Raw genomic sequence first — 20,582 nt, 5'->3', positions numbered from 1 at the left:
CTGGTAGAAGTCGAAAGAGAATCGGGCAATTCCTTGCTTTATTCTCTTTCACAATTACATCGTATAGGGAGGAATTATCAATGACAGAAACAAAAATTTACGGTCACCGAGGTTGTATGGGAACGTATCCTGAAAATACATTATTAGGTTTTAATCAGGCGATCCAGCAAGGAGTAGATGGGTTAGAATTTGATGTGCATATGACAAAAGATGGGGAAATTGTTGTCATTCATGATGAACGTTTAGAACGAACAACAGATGGGAAGGGCTTTATAAAAGACCTTACATTGGAAGAGATTAAGCAGTACAGTGCGGGTTCAGTTTTCGCATCTTTTCCAAATTATATGGCGGAGTGGGACCTAGAACGTGTTCCTACGCTTCAAGAAGTTTTGGAAAACACCCCACCTCATATTGAACTAAATATAGAATTGAAGACATATTTGGTTGAGTATCAGGGAATAGAAGAAAAGGTGCTTTCCATTGTGAAGCAAAATGGTAGAGATCGGAATGTAATATATTCTTCCTTTCATTTACCAAGCTTGTTACGTATGAAAAGGTTTGACCCAACAGTTAAAATTGCTTGGTTGTTGAACCAAAGAATATTGCATCCTTATGATTACATGGAAACATTTCAGATGGAATCATTGCATTTATCAACAAAGAGTGTTTTAGCAAATGTCCATGAATTAAAACCTCTTTTACAGCAAATACGTGTATGGACAGTAAATAGTGATGATGAGATAAAGCAATTGTTAGATTTACATGTTCAATCAATTATTACAGACTATCCAGAAAAGGCTCTATTTTTTAGAAGTGAGCGGAAGTCATTTGTTTAAGAAAACGAGACTTTTCCCGTTAATTGCTGTTTTGGTCGTTTTATTATCAGCATGCGATACACCTGAACGTGAAGAGGAAAATCGTTCAACAATGTCTTTTGTTGCCAATTCCACGGATGTTGAAGACCTAGTTGGAGCCCCGATGGTTATTGCACATCGTGGGGCGAATGATCGTTATAATGAAAGTACGATTACCGCGTATAAAATTGCAGCGCGGGATGGTGTTGACGCGCTGGAAATTGATTTACGGATGACAGCAGATGGTAGATTGATTGCCATGCATGATGAGACAATAGATCGAACGACGGATGGGAATGGTAAGGCAGAAGCGTATACATTAGAAGAAATAAAGGAATTTGAAACGGTTGAAGTGTTTAATAATCAAACGACAGTTGAAGTTATTCCTACACTTGAAGAAATCATTGATACCTTTAGAGATACAGAGCATTATTATATTGAAACTCGTTTAGTTGATGGACAACCCGTAATGGAGGATTATCTGGTTCGTCTATTGGATGATTATGAATTAATTTCACAAGGACTTGTAATCATTCAATCGTTTTCAAAACAAAGTTTAGAAAAGGTATATAACCTTGAGCCTAGTATTCCGTTAACGCTATTGTATAGGAAGGGTAAATTTAATTTAGAGGATGCAAAATCTGTTCCTTATCCGTTTATCGGTATTGAATCTACGGATGTATCACTAGAAGTTGTAAATGAATTGCATGAAGTAGGGAAGAAGGTACATGTATATTTTACGAATAATGATACACAAAAAGCAGAGCAAAAAAGAGTAAAAGCATTTCAGGTGGATGGTTATTTTACGGATTATATTGAATATACGAAGGAATTGCTTGAAACAGAAGATAGCTAGTAATGGAATACTAAATATGAAATCCTTACCATCTCTACTTTGTAGTAGGGATTTTTTTCCTGTTTTGGAAGAAGCTTTTAAGTCTATTATCTCTATGAAATATATTTGTAACATTACACTAACAGTCATGACATTTGTTGATGATATACTACCTATACTAGAAAATGATATAGACTTTAACCAATTGGATTTTCCAGTTGTGTGAAGTGGAAAGTAGGAGAAGTATGAAAAAGACTGTAGTAGTAATGATGATATTTACTATAATTTTGGGTAGCATATCTTTTGGTATTCCAACTAGTGCAGAAACTTCAACTAATCTAGATTCCATTCAGAATGAACGAGCAGGAATTAAAGAAAATCTATCAAAAGCTGAAAGTGAAGTTAGTGATATTTTAATAGAAATAGAGAATTATAATGTTGAAATTGACCGCCTTAACGAGGAACTTGCGGCGAATGAAGCGTTGGTAGCGGACACGGAAAAGGATATTGAGGATACGATTTCTGACGTGAAACGATTAGGGGAAGAAATTGTAGCCTTAGAAAATGCAATAGCAGAGCGCTATGATATATTAAAGAGTCGTGTTGTTTCCTATCAACAATCAGGTGGATCAATCAATTATTTAGAAGTTATATTTGGAGCAAATAGTTTTGGTGAGTTTATTAGTCGGGTATCTGCGGTGAATCGGATTGCTGAAGCTGATGCAAATCTGATGGAGAAACAAGAAGAAGACAAGAAAAAGGTTCAGGAAAATCAAACAATCGTTATGGATAATTTGGATGAATTAAATGGATTAAAACAGCAATTAGATGATACGAGTGCACTAATCAAAGAACAAAAGGCTAAAAACACACAACAAAAAGCAGCACTTAAAAATAAAGAGGAAGAACTAACGACGAGAATTGCCTCTTTAGAAATGGAAGACAGTAAGTTGTCCAGACTTGAGGCTGATGCTAAAGCAACAATAGAGGCAGAAGAAAAGAAAGCACGTGAAAAGGAAAAACAGACAGAACTTGTGCAGCTAAGTAAAATAGAGAAAAAGGACACGCCTAAAACGGAGAAAAAAGAAGAAGGACCAGTAGTCAAAGATTCTGAGAAGGGTACGACTTTTTCAGTTGTTTCTACAGCGTATACTGTTGATAGTGCGGGAGGATCTGGCCGGACATATACTGGAATTAATTTAATCAAGAATCCGAATGCAAAAGTGATTGCTGTTGACCCGAAAGTTATCCCACTAGGAAGTGTTGTACATGTTGAGGGATATGGTTATGCCGTAGCCGGTGATATTGGCAGTGCGATAAAAGGAAAGAAAATCGATGTTTTCGTCCCAACAGCGAAAGAAGCAGCAAACTGGGGTGTTCGCACAGTTAATGTGACTATTTGGTAACAAGCACTAAAAAAACAATGCCAGGCATCTTATGTGTGCCGGGCATTGTTTTTTTAGTTGTGCATATGTTGATGGGAGTGCACTTTATTCTCGTGCTTTTGTTGACATAAGATGGAGTCTTCATGAGAATGTTCTGCACTTTCCATCTGGATGGTTACATGCCCAATTCCTTTATGTTCTAGTTTGTGCTCAATCGTTCGAAGCAATGCCTGACACTCTTGTATCGATAAATTGTTATCTACCACTGCATGGCAGGAAAGTGCATTTTGCCCGCTTGTAATACTCCAAACGTGGAGATCATGGATACTATCGATTTCAGGAGTGCTTTCAATAATGGAAATAATTTCTTTGATTTCGATGTTCTTTGGGGTACCTTCCATTAATACTTGAACGGCATCTTTTGTCACTCGCCACCCGCTTACCAAAACAAGTAGGGCCACAATAACACTTGCAAGTGGATCAGCCCAGCCCCATCCAAAAAACATGATTACGAGTGCTGCAACAACTGCCCCAACCGAACCTAACATGTCACCGATAACATGAAGGAAGGCCGCACGTAAATTTAAATTCTCTTTCGTATCTCCACCGCGTAAGAGTATCCAAGCAACGAGGATGTTAACGAGTAATCCGATGAATCCTATCACTAACATTCCAGTTGAAGCAACCTCAGGGGGATTAGTGAAACGATGAAAAGCCTCATAAAAAATAAAAAGTGCGATAATGATAAGTGTGACACCATTAAAAACAGCTGCTAATATTTCAAAACGTTTGTACCCATAGGTCTTGCTGTAATCTGCAACCTTTTCCCCCAATGTAAAGGCTAATAACCCGACACCAAGTGAGATTGCATCACTAAGCATATGTCCTGCGTCACTTAAAAGGGCTAGACTATTTGTTAAAAATCCGCCGATTGCCTCGATAATCATATATGTCGTAATAATGATAAAGCTTATCATTAGTGCTTTTTTATTGGCATGATGTGTATGATCATGACTGTGGCTGTGATTGTGTCCCATAATTATACCTCCCCATATAATTATTTATATTAGTATATATTCATATAATAATATTTGAGTGCTTGTTTTTATACAGTATTATAGGTGACTAGCATGTTCGATGGTTTTGTTTAAGGGTGTTCATTACAGGCTCATCATGATGAGAATAGTGTTTGTGACACAATAAATAGTGTTTCTTCGTCTAAGTTATTATGATTTACTTTTCCCTCCATTATTAATCCCTCATTTTTATGTATCGATATATGAGCATCTTATCATGTATTGATGTAAATATCAAGGTGCTCAAACAATTCGAAGCACCTTTATCCTTTTACAAACTTTCAATTAAAAGACTTACCCCAGTAAAAAGTAAGATAACATAAATAATCTTTTGGAAAAGGCTTTGATTTATCCATTTAAAAATAAGTTGTCCTAGATTTAATCCTATTAATACCAATGGTAAAGCAAGCCCACTTGAAATCCAAACGGTTTTGCTTGTTCCAACAAAGAGCACCTGGATCACTAAACTGACAGAATAGATGAATAGATAAAAGGCCAGCGTAGTCCCTCTAAGTTTCGCCTTTTCTGTAGAAGTTCCTGAAAAATAAAGCAATAAAGGAGGACCGGGCATCCCGATACCAGTTGTTAATGCTCCTGATAATCCCCCTACCATAAAATCCCGGCTCTTCGTTTGGTTCATTCGAAATTGTAACATCAAAAGAATCGTTAACAATAAAATGATAATACTAATGCCGAGTTTTAATTTAGTAATATCTACTAATAAGAAGATGATTATACCTATTGGTAAGCCAATCCAACTGCTAACGATCAATCGTTTTAAAATAACAAAGTCGATATCTTTCTGAATTTTAGCTATCAATGCCACAGAGATAATAAGAGAAGCAAATAAATTAATCTGTATTGCTTCTCTTGGTTCAAATATCATAAGTAAGAATGGTGTAGCCAAAATCGAAAAACCAAACCCTGTACTCGTTTGCAGAATAGATGCAATCAAAATGATAAAAACAAATAGAAACATATCCAAAAAAGCACCAACTTCCGGTGCCTGTCACCTGTCGAGAATTGTTGTGAAGTGTCGAAATATGGACGATGCCAGGCACCCTATTCGATGTTGTTTTCTTTTCTCTTTTGTTCTTCAATTATTTCATCGTCCTCAGCATTGTCCCGTGTTACTTTTTGTGTTAGGATTGCGCCTACTGCTACCAATAGCATAACTGCCACATAGTAGCCTTTCTCATGTAACTCCATATCAGCGTTATAAAGTCCAACTAAAAATAAGGCAACACCAGCTGCTAAAGTAAAATACGATAAAAATGTAAAGGCTGGTGTATTTCTCCTTCTGTGTCTTGTCATGATAAGACCTCCCAATAGTTTACCATAAATATATACTTATTAACCGAAGAAAAAAGAACCCAGAGCAATGTAGTTTATTACGATTTATGCCGCTTATAAAATGTGATTTTACTGTGTCATATTATAAAATTACTGTAAAACGGAAAAATACGATAGTAAGAGATACGTAAACAAAAATGCTTCTGTTATAATAAGATAACAATAATAAGGGAGGTGCCTGTCACTTGTCGATAAATGTCGAAAACGCAAGCGGTGAAAGGCACCTTAAAAGGAATGATAGGATTGGCTGAGACACATACCTTCTCAAAGGGTGAGGAAATTGCAAATGCAACAATCCATGGAATAGGAGCGGCGCTAAGTATTGCTGGATTAGTCGTATTGATTGTGTTTGCTTCGATACATGGAACCGCTTGGCATGTGGTTAGTTTTACGACTTTCGGAACGACGATGTTTCTTTTATACACATCATCAACACTTGTTCACGCATTACCAAAAGGGAAGGCAAAAGATTTATTTGAGATATTTGATCATTCTTCCATTTACTTATTTATAGCAGGTTCTTATACGCCGTTTACATTAATTGTCATTCAGGGTGCATTAGGGTGGACGTTATTCGGAATTGTATGGGGGCTTGCGGTTGCTGGAATTGTTTTTAAGTCCTTTTTTGTTAAAAAGTACCTCTTCACTTCAACGATTCTTTATGTTGCAATGGGCTGGTTAATTACAATTGGATGGAAACAGATTGTGGCAAATTTACATCCAGACGGGGTCGTTTTACTGGTAGTTGGTGGACTTTGTTATACGATTGGTGCAATATTTTATGTGTGGCGCGCGTTCAAATACCATCATGCAGTATGGCATCTGTTCGTACTTGCTGGAACAATTGCACACTTTTTCTGTGTGTTGCTTTATTTGTTACCAAGATAGACCTAGATAAAAATAGGAACAGAAGTTATAACAACTCTGTTCCCTAACTTAAAAAAAGGAGGTCGTCATTATGCAAGGAACAAAAAGAGATAATATTAAGATAGGACTAAAAGTGAGCGTGGTGCAAAAACAGGATCAACGCAGTGGGAAACTGACAGAGGGTGTTGTTTCTAGAATACTTACAAATTCTCCCACACATCCACATGGAATTAAAGTGATGCTTGAAGGTGGGATTGTTGGTAGAGTGAAGGAAGTAATCGAATCAACCAAATAAATATACACGGATTGAAGGCCACTGCAAGTACATTACTTCGTAGTGGCCTTTTTTCTTGTATCTGTTTCGATTTCAACAGGTTGATCAATAAACTTAAAATAAGGTAACAGAATCCCAATTATGGATACGGAAGTAATAACCGTACCAATAAACAGGTACAAAGGTCGAACTCCCCAAAGTACACTAAGTGTTCCACCAACTAATACTCCAAGTGGCATCATTCCTCTAATGATCAATAGACGTACGGAGAGAACTTTTCCCATTAAATGGTTTGGTACGGTTTGTTGACAAATAGTTAAATTATGGATATTGAAAATTGCCATGACAATACCAGCAATTATCTCTGTTGAAATTGCAATAACGATAGAATGAGTGATTCCTAGATTGATATAGGTAAGGCCACCAATCAATAGTGAACCAAGCATAAGTACTCTTCTGCTATGCAGTGTTATTTTTCCAACAAGTAAGGTGCCAATGACATAGCCCAAAGGGAAACCAGCCATGAAGTAACCATAGTAGGCATAGTTTCCACCTAGTACATCAGTAATATATGGGATGTTGATTACCATTGTGACACCAACACCAAACTGTACAAAAGCAAGAAAAATACCTAGCCATACCATTGTTTTTTGACTAAAAAAGTAGTGAATACCTTCTGTAAATTGTTCCAACCATGTTTTCCGAACATCTTGCATCTTTCTTTCTTCTTGAATAAATAACAATAATGTCCCACTCAAGGCTAAAAGGACACAAACGAGAATCAGAGTAATCGTTACACCGATGTATTCGATAACGATTCCAGCTACTATGGGTGCCATAAAGGTCATTAAACGAACGGTGCCATCTACATATGCATTTGCTTTACTTAGCTGGTTCTTGGCAATGATGCTTGGTAAAATGGCGTGATTCGCTGGAACGTATAATGGTGTGATTAATCCAACAACAAGTTGTACCGCATAAATGTGCCAAGGAACTAATGTACCAGCCAAATATCCTATAAGTGGAATTAGGAAAATTCCCCCTCGCCCCCATAGGGCGAAAATCATAATCCATTTTCTGCTCCATTTATCGATAGAAGGGCCAATGAACAATTGCAATAGGAGGGAAGGAACAAAATATAATAACCACATGCTCCCCAGAGCGAATGTTGAACCAGTCAATTCATAGATTAGAAGAGAGTTGCAGAACGTTCCAAATGCCCCTCCAAGTTCTGATATAGCATTACCTAACCAAATATATATGAATGAACGATTTTTAAATATACTCAAAATAGCACCAACTTATTTTAACTTTAGGTCTAAACTTGGTGAAGGTAAGTATCTAATTCTTTTGCCGCTGATTTAATTGCTTTCTTTTTAAGGACATATTTTGAATCCTTTATTTCTACTAACTGTGCGGATCTCAATATTTTCAAATGATGATGAATCGTTGACTTTCCCATATCTAAGTTTTCTGTAATCTCTTGAAGTGTACGACTATTTTCGAACAACAATTTAACTATTCTTAATCTAGTCTCATCCCCTAATGCCTTGTATTTTAATATTAGAAAGTTACTTGGTAGATATTTATCGTTTGGTGAGATACTGTCATTGGATACTGGATAATAATAAACCCTAGTCCCTTCTAAATCTGCAACGATATTCCATGGTCGGTAAATATAATGTGGAATTAATAATACGTTGTGTACACTCGGTTCAGGAGTATAGGCAATACCAGATGTTGCCCATTCTACCAATTCCTCAGGTTTCATTTTCTTTTTCATATGAATTTTCACCTCTGCATCCGTTTGCAAGATGTTCAGTAATTGTTCGGATTCGGGTAAAATTATTTCCTTATACCATCCTGTCATCACATGAATTAGGTGGTTTTTCAAGGAATTTGTATCTGCATTACTGATATATGCAATATATTTAGGAAAAAAAGGATTATCTTGCGTTAGCTTTGTTAATTGCTTTACTGCTTCCTTATCTTTGTTAGCAGCACGTTCTCTTAATCGTTGATGTGAGTCACCTAAATACGGCAAGCATATGAATTTCAACTCATTTGTAGAGAGTTCTTGTATGTAAGAAGTGAATTCATCCAAGGATGAGAAATCCTTCTGATGTAGTAATTGGAGTAAGGCTTTCCATGTATTATTTTTTTCTACATCATCCAATTGTTTACGTAATTCGGGAGATATGGAATCCTTCATCCCTTGAAAGTAACTTAGTGGCTTCTCTAAAGAGTCTAATAAAGGGTTATTTGTAATAGCAGCTATCCCTAATGCACTTTCCCATAACGTTGAGTATTTTACTTCAATAGAATAAGTTTCGCGTTCTCTACTTGTAGTACTAAAAACATCCATCAATTTACACCTCGCTTTAGTTAAGTTAATTCTATATTAATAGAATGATAAATTCAATATATTTCGAATAATAAACTTTAATTATCAGTTCTAATGATTTTTATTAATTTGTATAATAACCATCTTTCTTATAAAATGAAGATAAATCATAAATTTCTGTATATGGAACCTAAAAGATGCTCTGTTGTTATTATTTAGCAGGGGCAAAGTTAGTGACTGCAGGATATAACAATCACATTTATCTTTCTAGGGAAATGAGGGTCTTATATGAGCTATATCAGTCTTGTCTTTATGGAAGTCATATTACCGATTTTACTATTAATGACAGTTGGGGCAGTAATGCAAAAAAGGTTCCAATTTCAGCTCAGGCCGATAGCAAATCTTATCACCTACTGTTTCATGCCTGCAGCCATTTTCTTGAATATTTACCAGGTAGAATTTGATTATCAATTACTGGGTCAGTTATTGTTCTATTTACTGTTGTTTTCATCCAGTTTAATACTCTTAAGCACAGTTTTATCGAAGGCATTTAAGATTGAGGGAGCAGAGCGTACGGCTTTAAAAAATAGCATTTCCCTGATAAATTCCGGCAACTACGGGCTGCCGGTCAGCCAGCTTATTTTCAGTGCGAATCCTTTAGGTGTTTCTGTGCAAATTATTGTGCTTGTTTTTCAGAACTTGCTTACCTATACATACGGGTTATATAACTTAATATCTACTTCAAAATCTGTCATAGATATATTGAAATCATTCCTCAGGCTACCTATAATTCATGCATTGGCTTTAGGGGTGATTTTCCAGGTTTTCTATGTTCCGCTACCAAAGTTTGTTCTGATTCCTTTAGAACAACTTGCCGGTGGCTTTGCATCCCTGGCACTGCTCCTTTTAGGTGCGCAACTTGCCAATATCCGTTTTACTTCATTTCACCGAGTGATTGGCTTGAGCATACTGGGAAGGCTAATTGGAGGTCCGATGTTTGCTCTTGCTTTTATTTTTATATTGGGGATTGAGGGGGTCATCGCTCAGTCATTACTTATTGCGAGTTCATTTCCAACTTCAAGGAACACAGCTACCCTTGCACTCGAATACCAGGTGGCACCGGAATTACATGCACAGATTGTACTATTTTCCACCCTTCTAAGCAGCATTACAGTAACGGTTGTTATTTATATGTCGATGCTATTGTTTTAACACGATGACTCATGTGCTTAGTAAAAATTAAGTTGGTTTATCCTGTTGAATGAACAAATAAGCAAGCGCTAAGTTTGAACGATAAACCGCTTCTCCTCTTAATGGCAACTATTATTTTCAGCTTACTAGTTGGATGTGCTGCTGTGAAGGCGATGGGGAATTGTACTTTGTTTAGTACTAAAAACTAAGAATTTGTAACTTGATAAGCTCTCTCAAGTTGAAGCATTTCCAAAGCTTATTTATGCTTAGGCTTTATTTTGTTGTGCTAACGGGAAAAGTCAAAAAGCTTGAGGTTTGAAAATTCCCTCAAGCTTTTTTGTATGCTATTTGCATTGTTAATTGTTTAGCTAATGTTACATATCCTGTGATTTAGGATTTTTTTCACGTTATCTGAACGATTTATGATATAATTTAATCCTCTTTTTCTGGTCTTTTCTTAGAAAGACGCATTAGTAAGAGCTAATCTCAACTAAAAAACTTTCGTCGTCCAATCCTCACAATTCCATTTATCCGTTACAATTCCTTCATAGAAGTCAGGTTCATGGGAAATAAGCAGGACACTTCCTTTGTATTCGTTTAGCGCACGTCTAAGTTCTGCTTTTGCATCAGGATCTAAGTGGTTCGTAGGTTCATCAAGCACGAGTAAATTGGTTTCATTGTTCAATAATTTACATAGACGAACTTTTGCCTTTTCTCCACCACTAAGTACCTGTACCTTACTTTCAATATGTTTTGTTGTTAAACCACATTTTGCTAAGGCTGCACGTACTTCATATTGTGTGAAATGCGGGAATTCATCCCAAATTTCATCAATACAAGTCTTTTGGTTTTCTACTTTAATCTCTTGTTCAAAATATCCAATATGAAGATGTTCACCTAACTGTACGGAACCTGATACAGCAGGAATTTCTCCAATAATACTGCGGAGTAACGTCGTTTTACCGATACCATTTGCACCATATAATGCAATTTTTTGCCCACGTTCCATTGATAAGTTAAGTGGGCGAGATAAAGGTTCATCATAGCCAATGACAAGGTCCTTCGTTTCGAAAAGATACTTACCAGGCGTACGTGCTTGTTTGAAGTTGAATTCTGGTTTCGGTTTCTCAGCGTCAAGCTCGATGACGTCCATCTTATCCAACTTTTTCTGACGAGACATGGCCATTCTGCTTGTTGCGGCATTTGCCTTGTTTCTCGCAACAAAATCTTTTAGATTAGCAATTTCTTTTTGTTGTTTTTTGTACGCTGCTTCAACCTGTTGTTTCTTCATCTCGTACACACGTTGGAACTCATCATAGTCACCTGGATAGCGTGTTAGTTGTTGGTTTTCCATATGATAGATTAGGTTAACGACACTATTTAGAAAAGGAATATCATGTGAAACGAGAATAAACGCATGTTCATACGCCAAAAGATAATTTTTTAGCCACTCGATATGCTCCACATCAAGATAGTTTGTTGGCTCGTCAAGAAGTAGGATATCAGGTTTTTCCAGTAACAATTTAGCAAGCAATACCTTCGTTCGTTGTCCACCGCTTAAGTCATGGACATCACGTTCTAAGCCTAATTCATCAAGACCAAGTCCGTTTGCAACTTCTTCTGCTTTTGCATCGATAATGTAGAAGTCACTATTTGTTAAAGCATCTTGCATTTGCCCAGTTTCCTCAAGAAGTTTCTCTAATTCATCAGGGCCAACTTCGCCCATTTTTGCGAAAAGCTGATTCATTTCTGCTTCCATATCATACAAATATTGAAAAGCAGTTCGTAGTACATCTAAAATGGTCATCCCTTGTTTAAGAACGGCATGCTGATCTAAATAACCGACCCGTACATTTTTAGCCCATGTTACATTTCCAGCATCCGGTTCTAATTTTTGTGTAATTATATTCATAAACGTGGACTTTCCTTCACCATTTGCCCCGATTAGTCCAATATGTTCTCCTTGTAATAAACGAAATGAAACATCATCGAAAATGGCACGATCTCCGAATCCGTGACTTAAATTTTTAACAGTAAGTAAACTCATGTATCAAACACCTTTTCCTTCTAAAAGTACATTCTGTTCTATTATATAGGTCATTACCAGAAAGGGAAAGTCATGATTCATTGAAACTTACTATAATAAAATTAGCACCTAATACTAATACTTGGTATAATCCGGGTTTCCTTGTATAATCATAATAAGCAAGGTAAATAGGGAGGAGTGGGGCGTATGACAAAAAAGAAGGTTGCTTTTGTAACAGATAGCACAGCATATTTAACGGAGGAATTACGAAATCACCCAGATATTTATGTTGTGCCAATTGTACTGATCTCAGAAGGTCGTGAATATGAAGATGGTGTGGACCTAACCTCTGACGTGCTTTATGACATCATCCGAAATCAAAAAGAAGTACCGAAAACTTCGCAGCCATCTGTTGGGAAATTTGCGGTTTTATATGAGGAATTAAAAAAAGATTATGATTACGCGATTGCTATACATGTCTCTCAAAAGCTGAGCGGGACGCTTTCAAGTTCAACAAATGGGAAAGACCAAGCAGCATTTGATGTAGAAGTAATTGATTCGCTATCATTATCCTATGCAATTACGAGTCTTCTCTATAAAGGACTAGATTTGGTTGAACAGGGGATTGAGAAAAAAGAAATTGCGAAACAATTACGAGAAGATGCGAAAACATCAAAAAATCTAATCTTGTTAGGCAGCTTGGAACAGTTATATAAAGGTGGAAGAATGTCCGGTGCACAATTTCTACTTGGTAATTTTTTGAAAATCAAGCCGATCCTTTCTATTAAATCAAGTGGTGAGCTTGACGTATATGAGAAGGTGCGCTCAGAGAAAAAGGCAACAAATCGGATTGTAGAATTACTGAAACAGTCGTGTGAAGAGAATAAAGTAGCGCAAATAGGGATTATGCATGGTAATGCAATCGGAAAGGCAAGTGAATTGAAACAAAAAATAGAAGAAGAGATTCCAGGATTAGACACAATTATCGGGGATATCAGTTCTTCACTAGCTGTTCATGCAGGCGAGGGAACAGTTGCCGTGTTTTGGAATGTATAGTTAGTTGTGTAGGAAAAGTGCATTGGAAAGGATGATCCATTGCACTTTTTTGATAAATCATACGATAGCCAATACACCATCCTCGATTTTATCCTCATCATTAAAACTACCAACTGGAAAAATAAAGGTCCAAGGCATACTTGTTTTTTGTTTAACCAAAAGGGAAGGGTGGGTGAAGGTATGTTTTGCAATTGTTTTTCCATTAGCCGTAAAATAAATTTCCTTTTCATAAAAAGCGAGATCGTCATTGGTGGGATTATGAATAAGGACAGTCACCAATAACTCTCCTTTATAATTCCTTGCAATGGTTAATGTTGTAAATTGTATAGATAAATGAAGAGATCTACTCGTATCTTGAAAGATGTTCTGGATTCTTTCGCGATCAATCTTTGCAATGGTTCTATCCCAAGCTGATTCAAAAACAAGCGTTTGTGTCATTATTTTCCTCCTTTTTTAATGTAAGTTAATTATTTCCTCTTTCGTCTATCTACCATACTACTATCATTGAAGAAGTAGAAGCAAGCATGCTTATTTCATTAGCCCCATTTCCATTAGAAGATGAGATAAAATACCAATTGCTGATGAAATGATTTTCTAGTATCATTATACGTTGTGAACTTATATACTAAAGGAGTTAATTATGCAACAAAGAGCTAAAATAGAAACGTTATTACATGAAGAGACGCGGACAACCATATGGTTTTTATGGATATTTTATACGATTTATCTTGTTTATGATATAACTTATTACTATATTTTACCTGAAACTCCTTGGGGATCAGGAACCCGACCTGGGTTGAATCTATTTATCTATATTATCATGTTGGGTCTCTTGCCTATATCTATTTCTTTAATGAAAAGACAGTATCCATGGCCAATAAAGTACATTTATTTTATAATCTTTCTTTCTTTAAATATATTAAATGATCTATGGATGTACTGGGGAATGGAAACGACATATAGTAGTGGTAATGTAATTGAAATTGTTATTGTTTTATTTTCTCCTATTTTTGTAAATAAAAGGTTCTTCTGTTTTGTGTCATTGGGAACAATTTTCAAATATGCTATAGTAGGTATAGCACTACTAGAACCATTAGTTGCTTTCCCGATAGTGATAGTAGTTGTATTGTCATTGGTGGCTTACATCCTGTTAAATCGATTTTATGGTTACGTCGATGCTATTAAGAATTCCTATGATAAACAACTAGAGGGTATCGTAAAAGGTATTATTGCCGCTTTAGAATTAAAAGATCCGTATACACGTGGTCATAGTGATAGGGTAGCAGGATATGCTATGATTTTAGCGAAGGAAGCTGGGAATTATAAAGAATTTGAGTTAAACACATTCTATTATGCATGTTTGCTTCATGATATTGGTAAGATTCATATCCCTGACGCTATTTTAATAAAACCAGATAGGCTAACTGATGAGGAGATGGATATTATTAAATCACATCCAGTTGTAGGTGCAGAAGCAGTGAAAGAAGTGGAAGGAATAGCAGAGCATATTGATGTAATTTCTCACCATCATGAGCGTTGGGATGGGAAAGGATATCCGAGCCAGTTAAAGGGAAAAGAAACACCTTTTCTTGCTAGAGTTACTGCGATTGCAGATTCGTTCGATGCGATGACTTCTACGCGTTCTTATCGAGCGGCATTACCTTTAGATGAAGCTTTTAAGAGGATAATAGATGGGAAGGGGACACAATTTGACCCTGAATTGGTTGATGCTTTTACAAAGGTATATCCTGAGTGGGTTAACTTTTATTATAAGCAACACCATCAAGCTATAGATAATCAGGAGAAGATATTACAAGGGGGGTGAACTTTATGAAAATCCGTAAACTTAAAAAGATTAAAGTAACTTGCTGGTGGTGCCCGTGGGTGGGACGCTAAATATTAAGATAAAGAGGCGAGGCCAAACAAAAGCCTTCCGCTATAAAGACGAACGATTATAGGATAGGGAATTTAGAATGTTAATCCATAGTTGATATAAAGTGTTGATTTCTTTAATTCAGTATAATGAGAAGTACGTCGTTCCGGAAACACACTTCGCTTTCCGCAGGCGGCTGATGAGCCCCCTTCGTGCTGACGCACTACGGTGTCTCATCTAGGCCTCTCCTCCTGCAGGAGTCTACGTGTGTTTCCTCCACTAAGATTCTGCTATACTTGATTTCCACTAAAAAAATGCTGCTTTTGCGAGGAAAAACTGCCCAAAACGTGATTTTATGTTCAATAGCTTTAATAACATCTAGAGCACTTAACATAGCGTAGGCAGAATGCGTAGACTCCTGCGGGAATAGCACGTGTCCGAAGACCCCGCAGCGGCGTTTTTTCCGCGAGGAGGGCTGAGGCCGTGCCCTAAGGTCCGCGAAGCATTCTGCCGCAGCGAATTGTAGCACATAGCATTAATAAGTGTAAGCGAGAACTAAACTATACTGAATTAAATAGATCCGAAGTCTATATAAGATGCGAACTAATTTGAATTGTATTGGCAGATTTTGAGGTATCGTTCGGATCTTTCAATAACAAATTACTTTTGTTCCAGCCTCTTTTACTCGTTTTAAAGGCGGTGTCATATGAATCTATCACAACAATCTCATATAAAGCTTTACCCCCTAACGATTCGTAAAGATAAAAGACATTATATTGTGGAAGATAGTCTTTCTGGAGATTATTTTGAAATGCCAAAAATATGTATCGAGGCAATTAATTTAATGAATAAGGGGGAATCTTTAGAGGAAATAGAAAAGAAACTAGTTGCAACGTTTCCGGAAGAAGAGGTTGATATGGTAGACTTTACAAGCCAACTTATCGAGCTTGGACTTGTTAAAGAAATTGATGGAGAAATAGTGCAGATTACGAAGGAAAACCAATCTCCTGCTAGTTTTATAGGGATTTCACCTAGGGTTGGGAAGTTTTTCTTTAATAAAGTAACAATAATACTTTTTATAGCAATCTTTTTTATGAATATTTTTTTATTTGCGATGGATCCTGTGTTATTACCTTATTATCAGGATCTATTTTTATTTGATACGATGATGTTTAATATGCTTACTTTTATGGCTATTACATTATTCCTGATTTTTATGCATGAATTTGGACATGTATTGGCGATGCGGTCTTATAATTTACCTGCAAAACTGAGCATCGGACATCGCTTGTTTTTTGTAGTATTTGAAACAGATTTGACACCGGCATGGAGATTGGAACCAAAGCAAAGAAATAATCTATATCTTGCGGGTATGTGCTTTGATCAAATAATGCTGTTTATTGCGCTATGTATAAAATTGGCTTTTCCAGAAGATAATACACTACTTACTGGGATAGCGGGGATCGTTATTCTTGATATCTTTATTAAATTTATTTACCAGTGCAGTTTTTATATGAAAACGGATATGTATTATTTATTTGAGAATATTACAGGATGCTATAACGTAATGGAAAATGGGAAACAATTTTTAAGCAAAGGCCTCCCATTTTTAAAAACGGATAAAACGACAGAGATGTTTGACGGAGAAAGAAATATTGTACGGTTGTACAGTTTGTTTTATATTTTTGGTATTTTGTTTACAATTACTTTATTTATCTTTTATTTTCTTCCACAAGGAGTATTTGCTCTTTCGCAAACATTACCAAACTTATTACGCCCAGTTGGAAGCATAGCGTTTTGGGATGCAGTTGTTTTTGTGGGCCAATTCGTATTGCTAATTTGCTTCCTCTGCTATTCATGGATGAAAAATAGATAATAAGCTTGCCTGTCACTGTTCAATTTTCGACAAATCCCGACAAGTGACAGGCACCGGCCTATTTTGCTATTAAAGTTTTTATTTGTTTTCCTGGGTGATGTTCTGGTAAATAGTCTCCATTTCCAAATAGGTTGTCTCGTAGTGTTGTTCCCTCATATTCTTTACGTACCAAACCTCGCTGCTGTAATACTGGTACAACTAAATCTACAAAATCATTAAATGTTCCCGGTGTAATCGCATAAGCAATATTAAAGCCGTCGACATCTGCCTCATTTAACCACCTTTCCATCTCGTCAGCAATTTGCTCAGGTGAACCAACGGCAGAAGCTCCCATGCCACCAATGCCAATGGCGTTTATAATATCCTCAACCGTTGATGGCCTGTCAGGGTTAACCTTTGTGAAATTTTCAAGTGCTGATCGAATGGAATCATTTTCAATATAGCTAATAACTTGATCAGGTGCATAGCTGGATAAATCGATTCCAGTCCAACCGCCGAATAATGCTAATGCACCTTCCTTACTAATATAGTTTTTATAATCGTCATATTTCAATTTGGCTACTTCTTCCGTCTTAGCAACTATTGGAATAAACATCGTAAGGATTTTTACTTCTTCAGGTGATCTTCCGGTTTTTTCAACATCCATACGAATTTTATCGACCGTTTCTTTAGCTGTGGCAATATTCGGTGCACCAATAAATACTAATTCAGCATTCTCTGCTGCAAATGCACGCCCTTTGGTGGATGCGCCAGCTTGATAAAGTACAGGGGTTCGTTGCGGTGAAGGTTCACATAGATGTGCTCCAGGTACTTTAAAATATTTTCCGTCATGGTTTATATTGTGAACTTTATCTGGATCTGTATAAATGTTGTTCTCTTTATCCACCTTAACTGCATCAGCTTCCCAGCTTCTCTCCCAAAGCTTATAGCAAACCTCTAAATATTCCTCAGCAATTGCATATCTTTCATCGTGTTTAATTTGATCTTCTAATCCCATATTAACTGCAGCACTTTTTAGGTAGGATGTGACGATATTCCATCCGACACGGCCTTTTGTTAGATGGTCCAATGTACTGATTTTACGTGCAAATGTATACGGATGTTCATGTGTAATGGATGCTGTAACACCAAATCCAAGATGTTTCGTAACTGCAGACATTAACGGTACAATCAGAAAGGGATCATTTACTGGAGATTGTACACCACCTCGTATTGCTGCGTCCCTTGACCCTTGATAGACATCATACGTTCCTAATACATCTGCAATAAAAATGGCATCAAATTTACCCTTTTCTAAGGTCTTAGCTAATCGGGTCCAATAATCACTATCTTTATAGCGATGTGATTCATCATCCGGATGTGCCCATAATCCTGGGGACTGATGTCCTGGTGTGTTCATATCAAATGCATTTAAAAAAATTCGCTTCTTTGTCATGTTACTTTTCCTCCTTAAAATTAGTAAACGGCTGAACCAACTTCAATTGGATTATTTATTAATTTAATAAAATAGTGGAGTTGTTTTTCTGTACGGTGTAGGAGCTCATTATCTGTAATTGGATTTTTGCTTTGCTTATCAATTTGTTCATCAAGCATGTATAATCCTTTTAAATTATGTGCTTTTAATGTTGCTAAGACAGGCTTTAATGTGTATTCAACAGCTAGTAGATGGGACGGACTTCCACCAGTCATAATGGGGAGTACAGGTGTATGTTTGAACACGTCTTGTGGCAGTACATCAATTAATGCTTTTAAAACCCCTGAATAGGCTCCTTTGTATACGGGTGAACCAACAATGACGCCATTCGCCTTTTCAATCAATGCTGTAATATTTTTAATAGCAGGACTGTTAAAATTACCTGCAAATAAATCCTCTAATGGTACATTTTTTATAGAAATATGTGTGATAGAAACACCTTTCTCTGAAAGTAACTTCCCTAAAAATTTCAGTACCTGTTCAGATCCGGAAAAGACGTTAGGGCTACCGGAAATAATGACGACCTCACTCATTTGTGCTCATCCTTTCTTTTAATGTTTTGTAACGGAAAAACCCCTCTTTTCCAATAAAAAGAAAAGAGGGGTAGTATCTTATTCCGCTCTTATCTTTCAAGAAAAAATCTTGCTGGAATTAGCACCTTTCTGACTCTGTCAGAGGTTGCTGAAGCTTCACTGGGCCAGACCCCTCAGCTTCTCTTGATAAGAATATTTAATTGTTGAGTACATTCTATTTGAAGTATTCCGATAAGTCAAGTGCGATTTTTCTTATTGACATCTTTCCTATATTCCTCTATTATGGAAATAATTAAATAATTCTTGTTATTTATCTATCTAGAGAGGTGGAGGGAAATGGCCCTTTGAAGCCTCGGCAACAGGTTCTTCATATAAGAATACTGTGCCAATTCCATCAAGCAAATTGCTTGGAAGATAGGAAGAGTAGAAAATCATGTTGTATGAACTCTTTTCCGAATCTTGGGGGAAAGGGTTTTTTTAAATTTTAGAAGAGGGTGGAAGTCATGAAATACGGATTTTGGTTACCGATTTTTGGTGGGTGGCTCAGGAATGTAGAAGATGAAAAGATGCCACCAACTTTTGATTATGCAAAGAAAGTGGTCCAGTCAGCAGAAAAGTGGGGCTACGACACAACGTTAATTGCTGAATTATATTTAAATGATATCAAAGGTACAGAGAAGGACTCAATCGAAGCTTGGTCAACTGCAGCAGCATTAGCTGCGGTAACGGAGAAAATCGAAATCATGACAGCTGTACGTCCGATCTACCATAATCCTGCTGTAACAGCAAAGATGGCTGCAAATATTGATCATATTAGTAATGGTCGTTTTACGTTAAATGTTGTATCTGGCTGGTGGGCAGAAGAGGCAAAACAGTATGGTGGAGATTTTACCGAACATGATGAACGTTATGATCGAACGAAAGAGTTTATCGAAGTTTTAAAAGGATTGTGGACAGAGGAGACGTTCTCCTATGATGGTAAGTTCTATCACATCGAAAACACACAACTTTCACCAAAACCAGTGCAACGTCCTAATCCTGTATTATATGCAGGTGGAGAAAGTGAAAAAGGAAAACAAGTTATTTCATCGCTTTGTGATGCTTACGTTATCCATGGTCATACAGTTGAAGAGGCGAGGGCCAAGATTGATGACATGAAGAAGCGGAGACAGAATGCTGGCCATGATCCTCTCCATACATTTGGAATGGCTGCATATGTCATTTGTCGCGATACAGAGGAAGAAGCACAGGAAGAACTGAAACGCATTACATCGGTAAAAGATTTAAGTGGTTATGCTGGATTTAAGGATTTTACATCGAAGTCACAGTTGGAACAACAAGTTCAGTTACAGGATTATTCCGTTTCAAATCGAGGAATTCGTCCAAATCTCATTGGAACACCAGAACAAATTGCCAAACAGATATTAGCATTTGAAGAGGCAGGGGTTGATTTACTATTATTACAATGCTCCCCGCAACTAGAGGAATTAGAACGTTTTTCAGAGCAAGTGATGCCAAAAGTGGAAGAAATACGGGCATCATTAACGAATATTTAATGAGGAGTG

20 protein-coding genes and 2 riboswitches are annotated in these 20,582 nt (G+C 36.8%); of the genes, 11 read left to right on the top strand and 9 right to left on the bottom strand.

Translation table 11 applies throughout. The features are described from left to right. The first annotated feature begins 80 nt into the window (after positions 1-80). From D8M05_RS10000 to D8M05_RS09985, 4 genes are read left to right on the top strand one after another with little or no spacing between them, the layout of a single operon-like run. Positions 81-836, top strand: a complete 756-nt coding sequence (locus tag D8M05_RS10000) for a glycerophosphodiester phosphodiesterase (protein ID WP_121131363.1) — start codon at positions 81-83, stop codon at positions 834-836. Further along, positions 829-1,710, top strand: coding sequence for a glycerophosphodiester phosphodiesterase (locus D8M05_RS09995; RefSeq protein WP_183072762.1), 882 nt, complete (start codon positions 829-831; stop codon positions 1,708-1,710). The genes D8M05_RS10000 and D8M05_RS09995 overlap by 8 nt, the downstream gene beginning before the upstream one ends. Continuing rightward, positions 1,691-1,915, top strand: coding sequence for a hypothetical protein (locus D8M05_RS09990; protein ID WP_121131359.1), 225 nt, complete (start codon positions 1,691-1,693; stop codon positions 1,913-1,915). Before D8M05_RS09995 ends, D8M05_RS09990 begins: the two co-directional genes overlap by 20 nt. A gap of 19 nt (positions 1,916-1,934) precedes the next feature. Beyond that, a complete protein-coding gene (locus tag D8M05_RS09985; protein ID WP_121131357.1) occupies positions 1,935-3,095 on the top strand; it encodes a PcsB-like coiled-coil domain-containing protein in 1,161 nt (386 codons plus the stop codon). Positions 3,096-3,148: 53 nt separating this feature from the next. On the opposite strand, the gene D8M05_RS09980 is transcribed toward D8M05_RS09985, so the two are convergent. The 3 genes from D8M05_RS09980 to D8M05_RS09970 form a co-directional block, all read right to left on the bottom strand. Further along, positions 3,149-4,111: a cation diffusion facilitator family transporter gene (locus D8M05_RS09980; protein WP_121131355.1), complete on the bottom strand. Its 963-nt coding sequence runs from the start codon at positions 4,109-4,111 to the stop codon at positions 3,149-3,151. 310 nt (positions 4,112-4,421) lie between these two features. Beyond that, entirely contained in the window at positions 4,422-5,129 is a 708-nt protein-coding gene (locus D8M05_RS09975) for a sulfite exporter TauE/SafE family protein (RefSeq protein ID WP_281271905.1), read from the bottom strand. Positions 5,130-5,212: 83 nt separating this feature from the next. Continuing rightward, positions 5,213-5,464, bottom strand: coding sequence for a YiaA/YiaB family inner membrane protein (locus tag D8M05_RS09970; RefSeq protein ID WP_121131351.1), 252 nt, complete (start codon positions 5,462-5,464; stop codon positions 5,213-5,215). Positions 5,465-5,746: 282 nt separating this feature from the next. On the opposite strand from D8M05_RS09970, the gene trhA reads away from it, so the two are divergent. Further along, positions 5,747-6,391 carry a PAQR family membrane homeostasis protein TrhA gene (gene trhA / locus D8M05_RS09965; protein ID WP_121131388.1) on the top strand — a complete coding sequence of 215 codons (645 nt, stop codon included), beginning with the start codon at positions 5,747-5,749 and terminating at the stop codon, positions 6,389-6,391. A gap of 70 nt (positions 6,392-6,461) precedes the next feature. Next, on the top strand, positions 6,462-6,665 hold the full coding sequence (locus D8M05_RS09960; RefSeq protein WP_121131349.1) for a YwbE family protein: 204 nt from the start codon (positions 6,462-6,464) through the stop codon (positions 6,663-6,665). Between the two features lie 32 nt (positions 6,666-6,697). On the opposite strand, the gene D8M05_RS09955 is transcribed toward D8M05_RS09960, so the two are convergent. Then, a complete protein-coding gene (locus D8M05_RS09955) occupies positions 6,698-7,936 on the bottom strand; it encodes an MFS transporter (protein WP_121131347.1) in 1,239 nt (412 codons plus the stop codon). 26 nt (positions 7,937-7,962) lie between these two features. Beyond that, positions 7,963-9,009, bottom strand: coding sequence for an ArsR/SmtB family transcription factor (locus tag D8M05_RS09950; protein ID WP_121131345.1), 1,047 nt, complete (start codon positions 9,007-9,009; stop codon positions 7,963-7,965). A 267-nt stretch (positions 9,010-9,276) separates the two neighbouring features. Between D8M05_RS09950 and D8M05_RS09945 the strand changes: the two genes are divergently transcribed. Beyond that, a complete protein-coding gene (locus tag D8M05_RS09945) occupies positions 9,277-10,200 on the top strand; it encodes an AEC family transporter (protein ID WP_121131343.1) in 924 nt (307 codons plus the stop codon). 469 nt (positions 10,201-10,669) lie between these two features. Here D8M05_RS09945 and D8M05_RS09940 read toward each other — a convergent pair whose 3' ends face one another. Beyond that, positions 10,670-12,226: an ABC-F family ATP-binding cassette domain-containing protein gene (locus D8M05_RS09940; RefSeq protein ID WP_121131341.1), complete on the bottom strand. Its 1,557-nt coding sequence runs from the start codon at positions 12,224-12,226 to the stop codon at positions 10,670-10,672. Positions 12,227-12,412: 186 nt separating this feature from the next. Here D8M05_RS09940 and D8M05_RS09935 point away from each other — a divergent pair, with 186 nt between their 5' ends. Further along, positions 12,413-13,261 carry a DegV family protein gene (locus D8M05_RS09935; protein WP_121131339.1) on the top strand — a complete coding sequence of 283 codons (849 nt, stop codon included), beginning with the start codon at positions 12,413-12,415 and terminating at the stop codon, positions 13,259-13,261. Between the two features lie 57 nt (positions 13,262-13,318). Here D8M05_RS09935 and D8M05_RS09930 read toward each other — a convergent pair whose 3' ends face one another. Continuing rightward, positions 13,319-13,699 carry an SLAP domain-containing protein gene (locus D8M05_RS09930; protein WP_121131337.1) on the bottom strand — a complete coding sequence of 127 codons (381 nt, stop codon included), beginning with the start codon at positions 13,697-13,699 and terminating at the stop codon, positions 13,319-13,321. A gap of 202 nt (positions 13,700-13,901) precedes the next feature. Between D8M05_RS09930 and D8M05_RS09925 the strand changes: the two genes are divergently transcribed. Both D8M05_RS09925 and D8M05_RS09920 read left to right on the top strand, forming a co-directional pair. Continuing rightward, positions 13,902-15,086, top strand: coding sequence for an HD-GYP domain-containing protein (locus D8M05_RS09925; RefSeq protein WP_121131335.1), 1,185 nt, complete (start codon positions 13,902-13,904; stop codon positions 15,084-15,086). A gap of 754 nt (positions 15,087-15,840) precedes the next feature. Then, a complete protein-coding gene (locus D8M05_RS09920; protein WP_121131334.1) occupies positions 15,841-17,010 on the top strand; it encodes a peptidase in 1,170 nt (389 codons plus the stop codon). A 58-nt stretch (positions 17,011-17,068) separates the two neighbouring features. On the opposite strand, the gene D8M05_RS09915 is transcribed toward D8M05_RS09920, so the two are convergent. Then, positions 17,069-18,445 (bottom strand): LLM class flavin-dependent oxidoreductase, encoded by a 1,377-nt coding sequence (locus D8M05_RS09915; protein WP_121131332.1) that lies wholly within the window; start codon positions 18,443-18,445, stop codon positions 17,069-17,071. 20 nt (positions 18,446-18,465) lie between these two features. Beyond that, a complete protein-coding gene (ssuE, locus tag D8M05_RS09910) occupies positions 18,466-19,017 on the bottom strand; it encodes an NADPH-dependent FMN reductase (protein ID WP_121131331.1) in 552 nt (183 codons plus the stop codon). An 86-nt stretch (positions 19,018-19,103) separates the two neighbouring features. Then, a riboswitch (SAM riboswitch) is annotated at positions 19,104-19,210 on the bottom strand. A 118-nt stretch (positions 19,211-19,328) separates the two neighbouring features. Further along, a riboswitch (SAM riboswitch) is annotated at positions 19,329-19,438 on the top strand. 82 nt (positions 19,439-19,520) lie between these two features. On the opposite strand from ssuE, the gene D8M05_RS09905 reads away from it, so the two are divergent. Continuing rightward, the gene (locus D8M05_RS09905; RefSeq protein WP_121131329.1) at positions 19,521-20,573 is read left to right on the top strand and encodes an LLM class flavin-dependent oxidoreductase; all 1,053 of its coding nucleotides are present in this window, start codon (positions 19,521-19,523) and stop codon (positions 20,571-20,573) included. Positions 20,574-20,582 lie beyond the last annotated feature (9 nt).

It is taken from the genome of Oceanobacillus bengalensis (genome assembly GCF_003628445.1).
Taxonomy (GTDB): Bacteria; Bacillota; Bacilli; order Bacillales; family Amphibacillaceae; genus Oceanobacillus; species Oceanobacillus bengalensis.
This window is presented reverse-complemented; position numbering and strand designations above follow the sequence as displayed.

Excerpts from the sequence above, each read along its gene's own strand:
- D8M05_RS10000 (WP_121131363.1), top strand. The coding sequence starts at position 81 with ATGACAGAAACAAAAATTTACGGTCACCGAGGTTGTATGGGAACGTAT.
- D8M05_RS09985 (WP_121131357.1), top strand. The coding sequence starts at position 1,935 with ATGAAAAAGACTGTAGTAGTAATGATGATATTTACTATAATTTTGGGT.
- D8M05_RS09980 (WP_121131355.1), bottom strand. The coding sequence starts at position 4,111 with ATGGGACACAATCACAGCCACAGTCATGATCATACACATCATGCCAAT.
- D8M05_RS09975 (WP_281271905.1), bottom strand. The coding sequence starts at position 5,129 with ATGTTTCTATTTGTTTTTATCATTTTGATTGCATCTATTCTGCAAACG.
- D8M05_RS09970 (WP_121131351.1), bottom strand. The coding sequence starts at position 5,464 with ATGACAAGACACAGAAGGAGAAATACACCAGCCTTTACATTTTTATCG.
- D8M05_RS09960 (WP_121131349.1), top strand. The coding sequence starts at position 6,462 with ATGCAAGGAACAAAAAGAGATAATATTAAGATAGGACTAAAAGTGAGC.
- D8M05_RS09950 (WP_121131345.1), bottom strand. The coding sequence starts at position 9,009 with ATGGATGTTTTTAGTACTACAAGTAGAGAACGCGAAACTTATTCTATT.
- D8M05_RS09945 (WP_121131343.1), top strand. The coding sequence starts at position 9,277 with ATGAGCTATATCAGTCTTGTCTTTATGGAAGTCATATTACCGATTTTA.
- D8M05_RS09940 (WP_121131341.1), bottom strand. The coding sequence starts at position 12,226 with ATGAGTTTACTTACTGTTAAAAATTTAAGTCACGGATTCGGAGATCGT.
- D8M05_RS09935 (WP_121131339.1), top strand. The coding sequence starts at position 12,413 with ATGACAAAAAAGAAGGTTGCTTTTGTAACAGATAGCACAGCATATTTA.
- D8M05_RS09930 (WP_121131337.1), bottom strand. The coding sequence starts at position 13,699 with ATGACACAAACGCTTGTTTTTGAATCAGCTTGGGATAGAACCATTGCA.
- D8M05_RS09925 (WP_121131335.1), top strand. The coding sequence starts at position 13,902 with ATGCAACAAAGAGCTAAAATAGAAACGTTATTACATGAAGAGACGCGG.
- D8M05_RS09920 (WP_121131334.1), top strand. The coding sequence starts at position 15,841 with ATGAATCTATCACAACAATCTCATATAAAGCTTTACCCCCTAACGATT.
- D8M05_RS09915 (WP_121131332.1), bottom strand. The coding sequence starts at position 18,445 with ATGACAAAGAAGCGAATTTTTTTAAATGCATTTGATATGAACACACCA.
- ssuE (WP_121131331.1), bottom strand. The coding sequence starts at position 19,017 with ATGAGTGAGGTCGTCATTATTTCCGGTAGCCCTAACGTCTTTTCCGGA.
- D8M05_RS09905 (WP_121131329.1), top strand. The coding sequence starts at position 19,521 with ATGAAATACGGATTTTGGTTACCGATTTTTGGTGGGTGGCTCAGGAAT.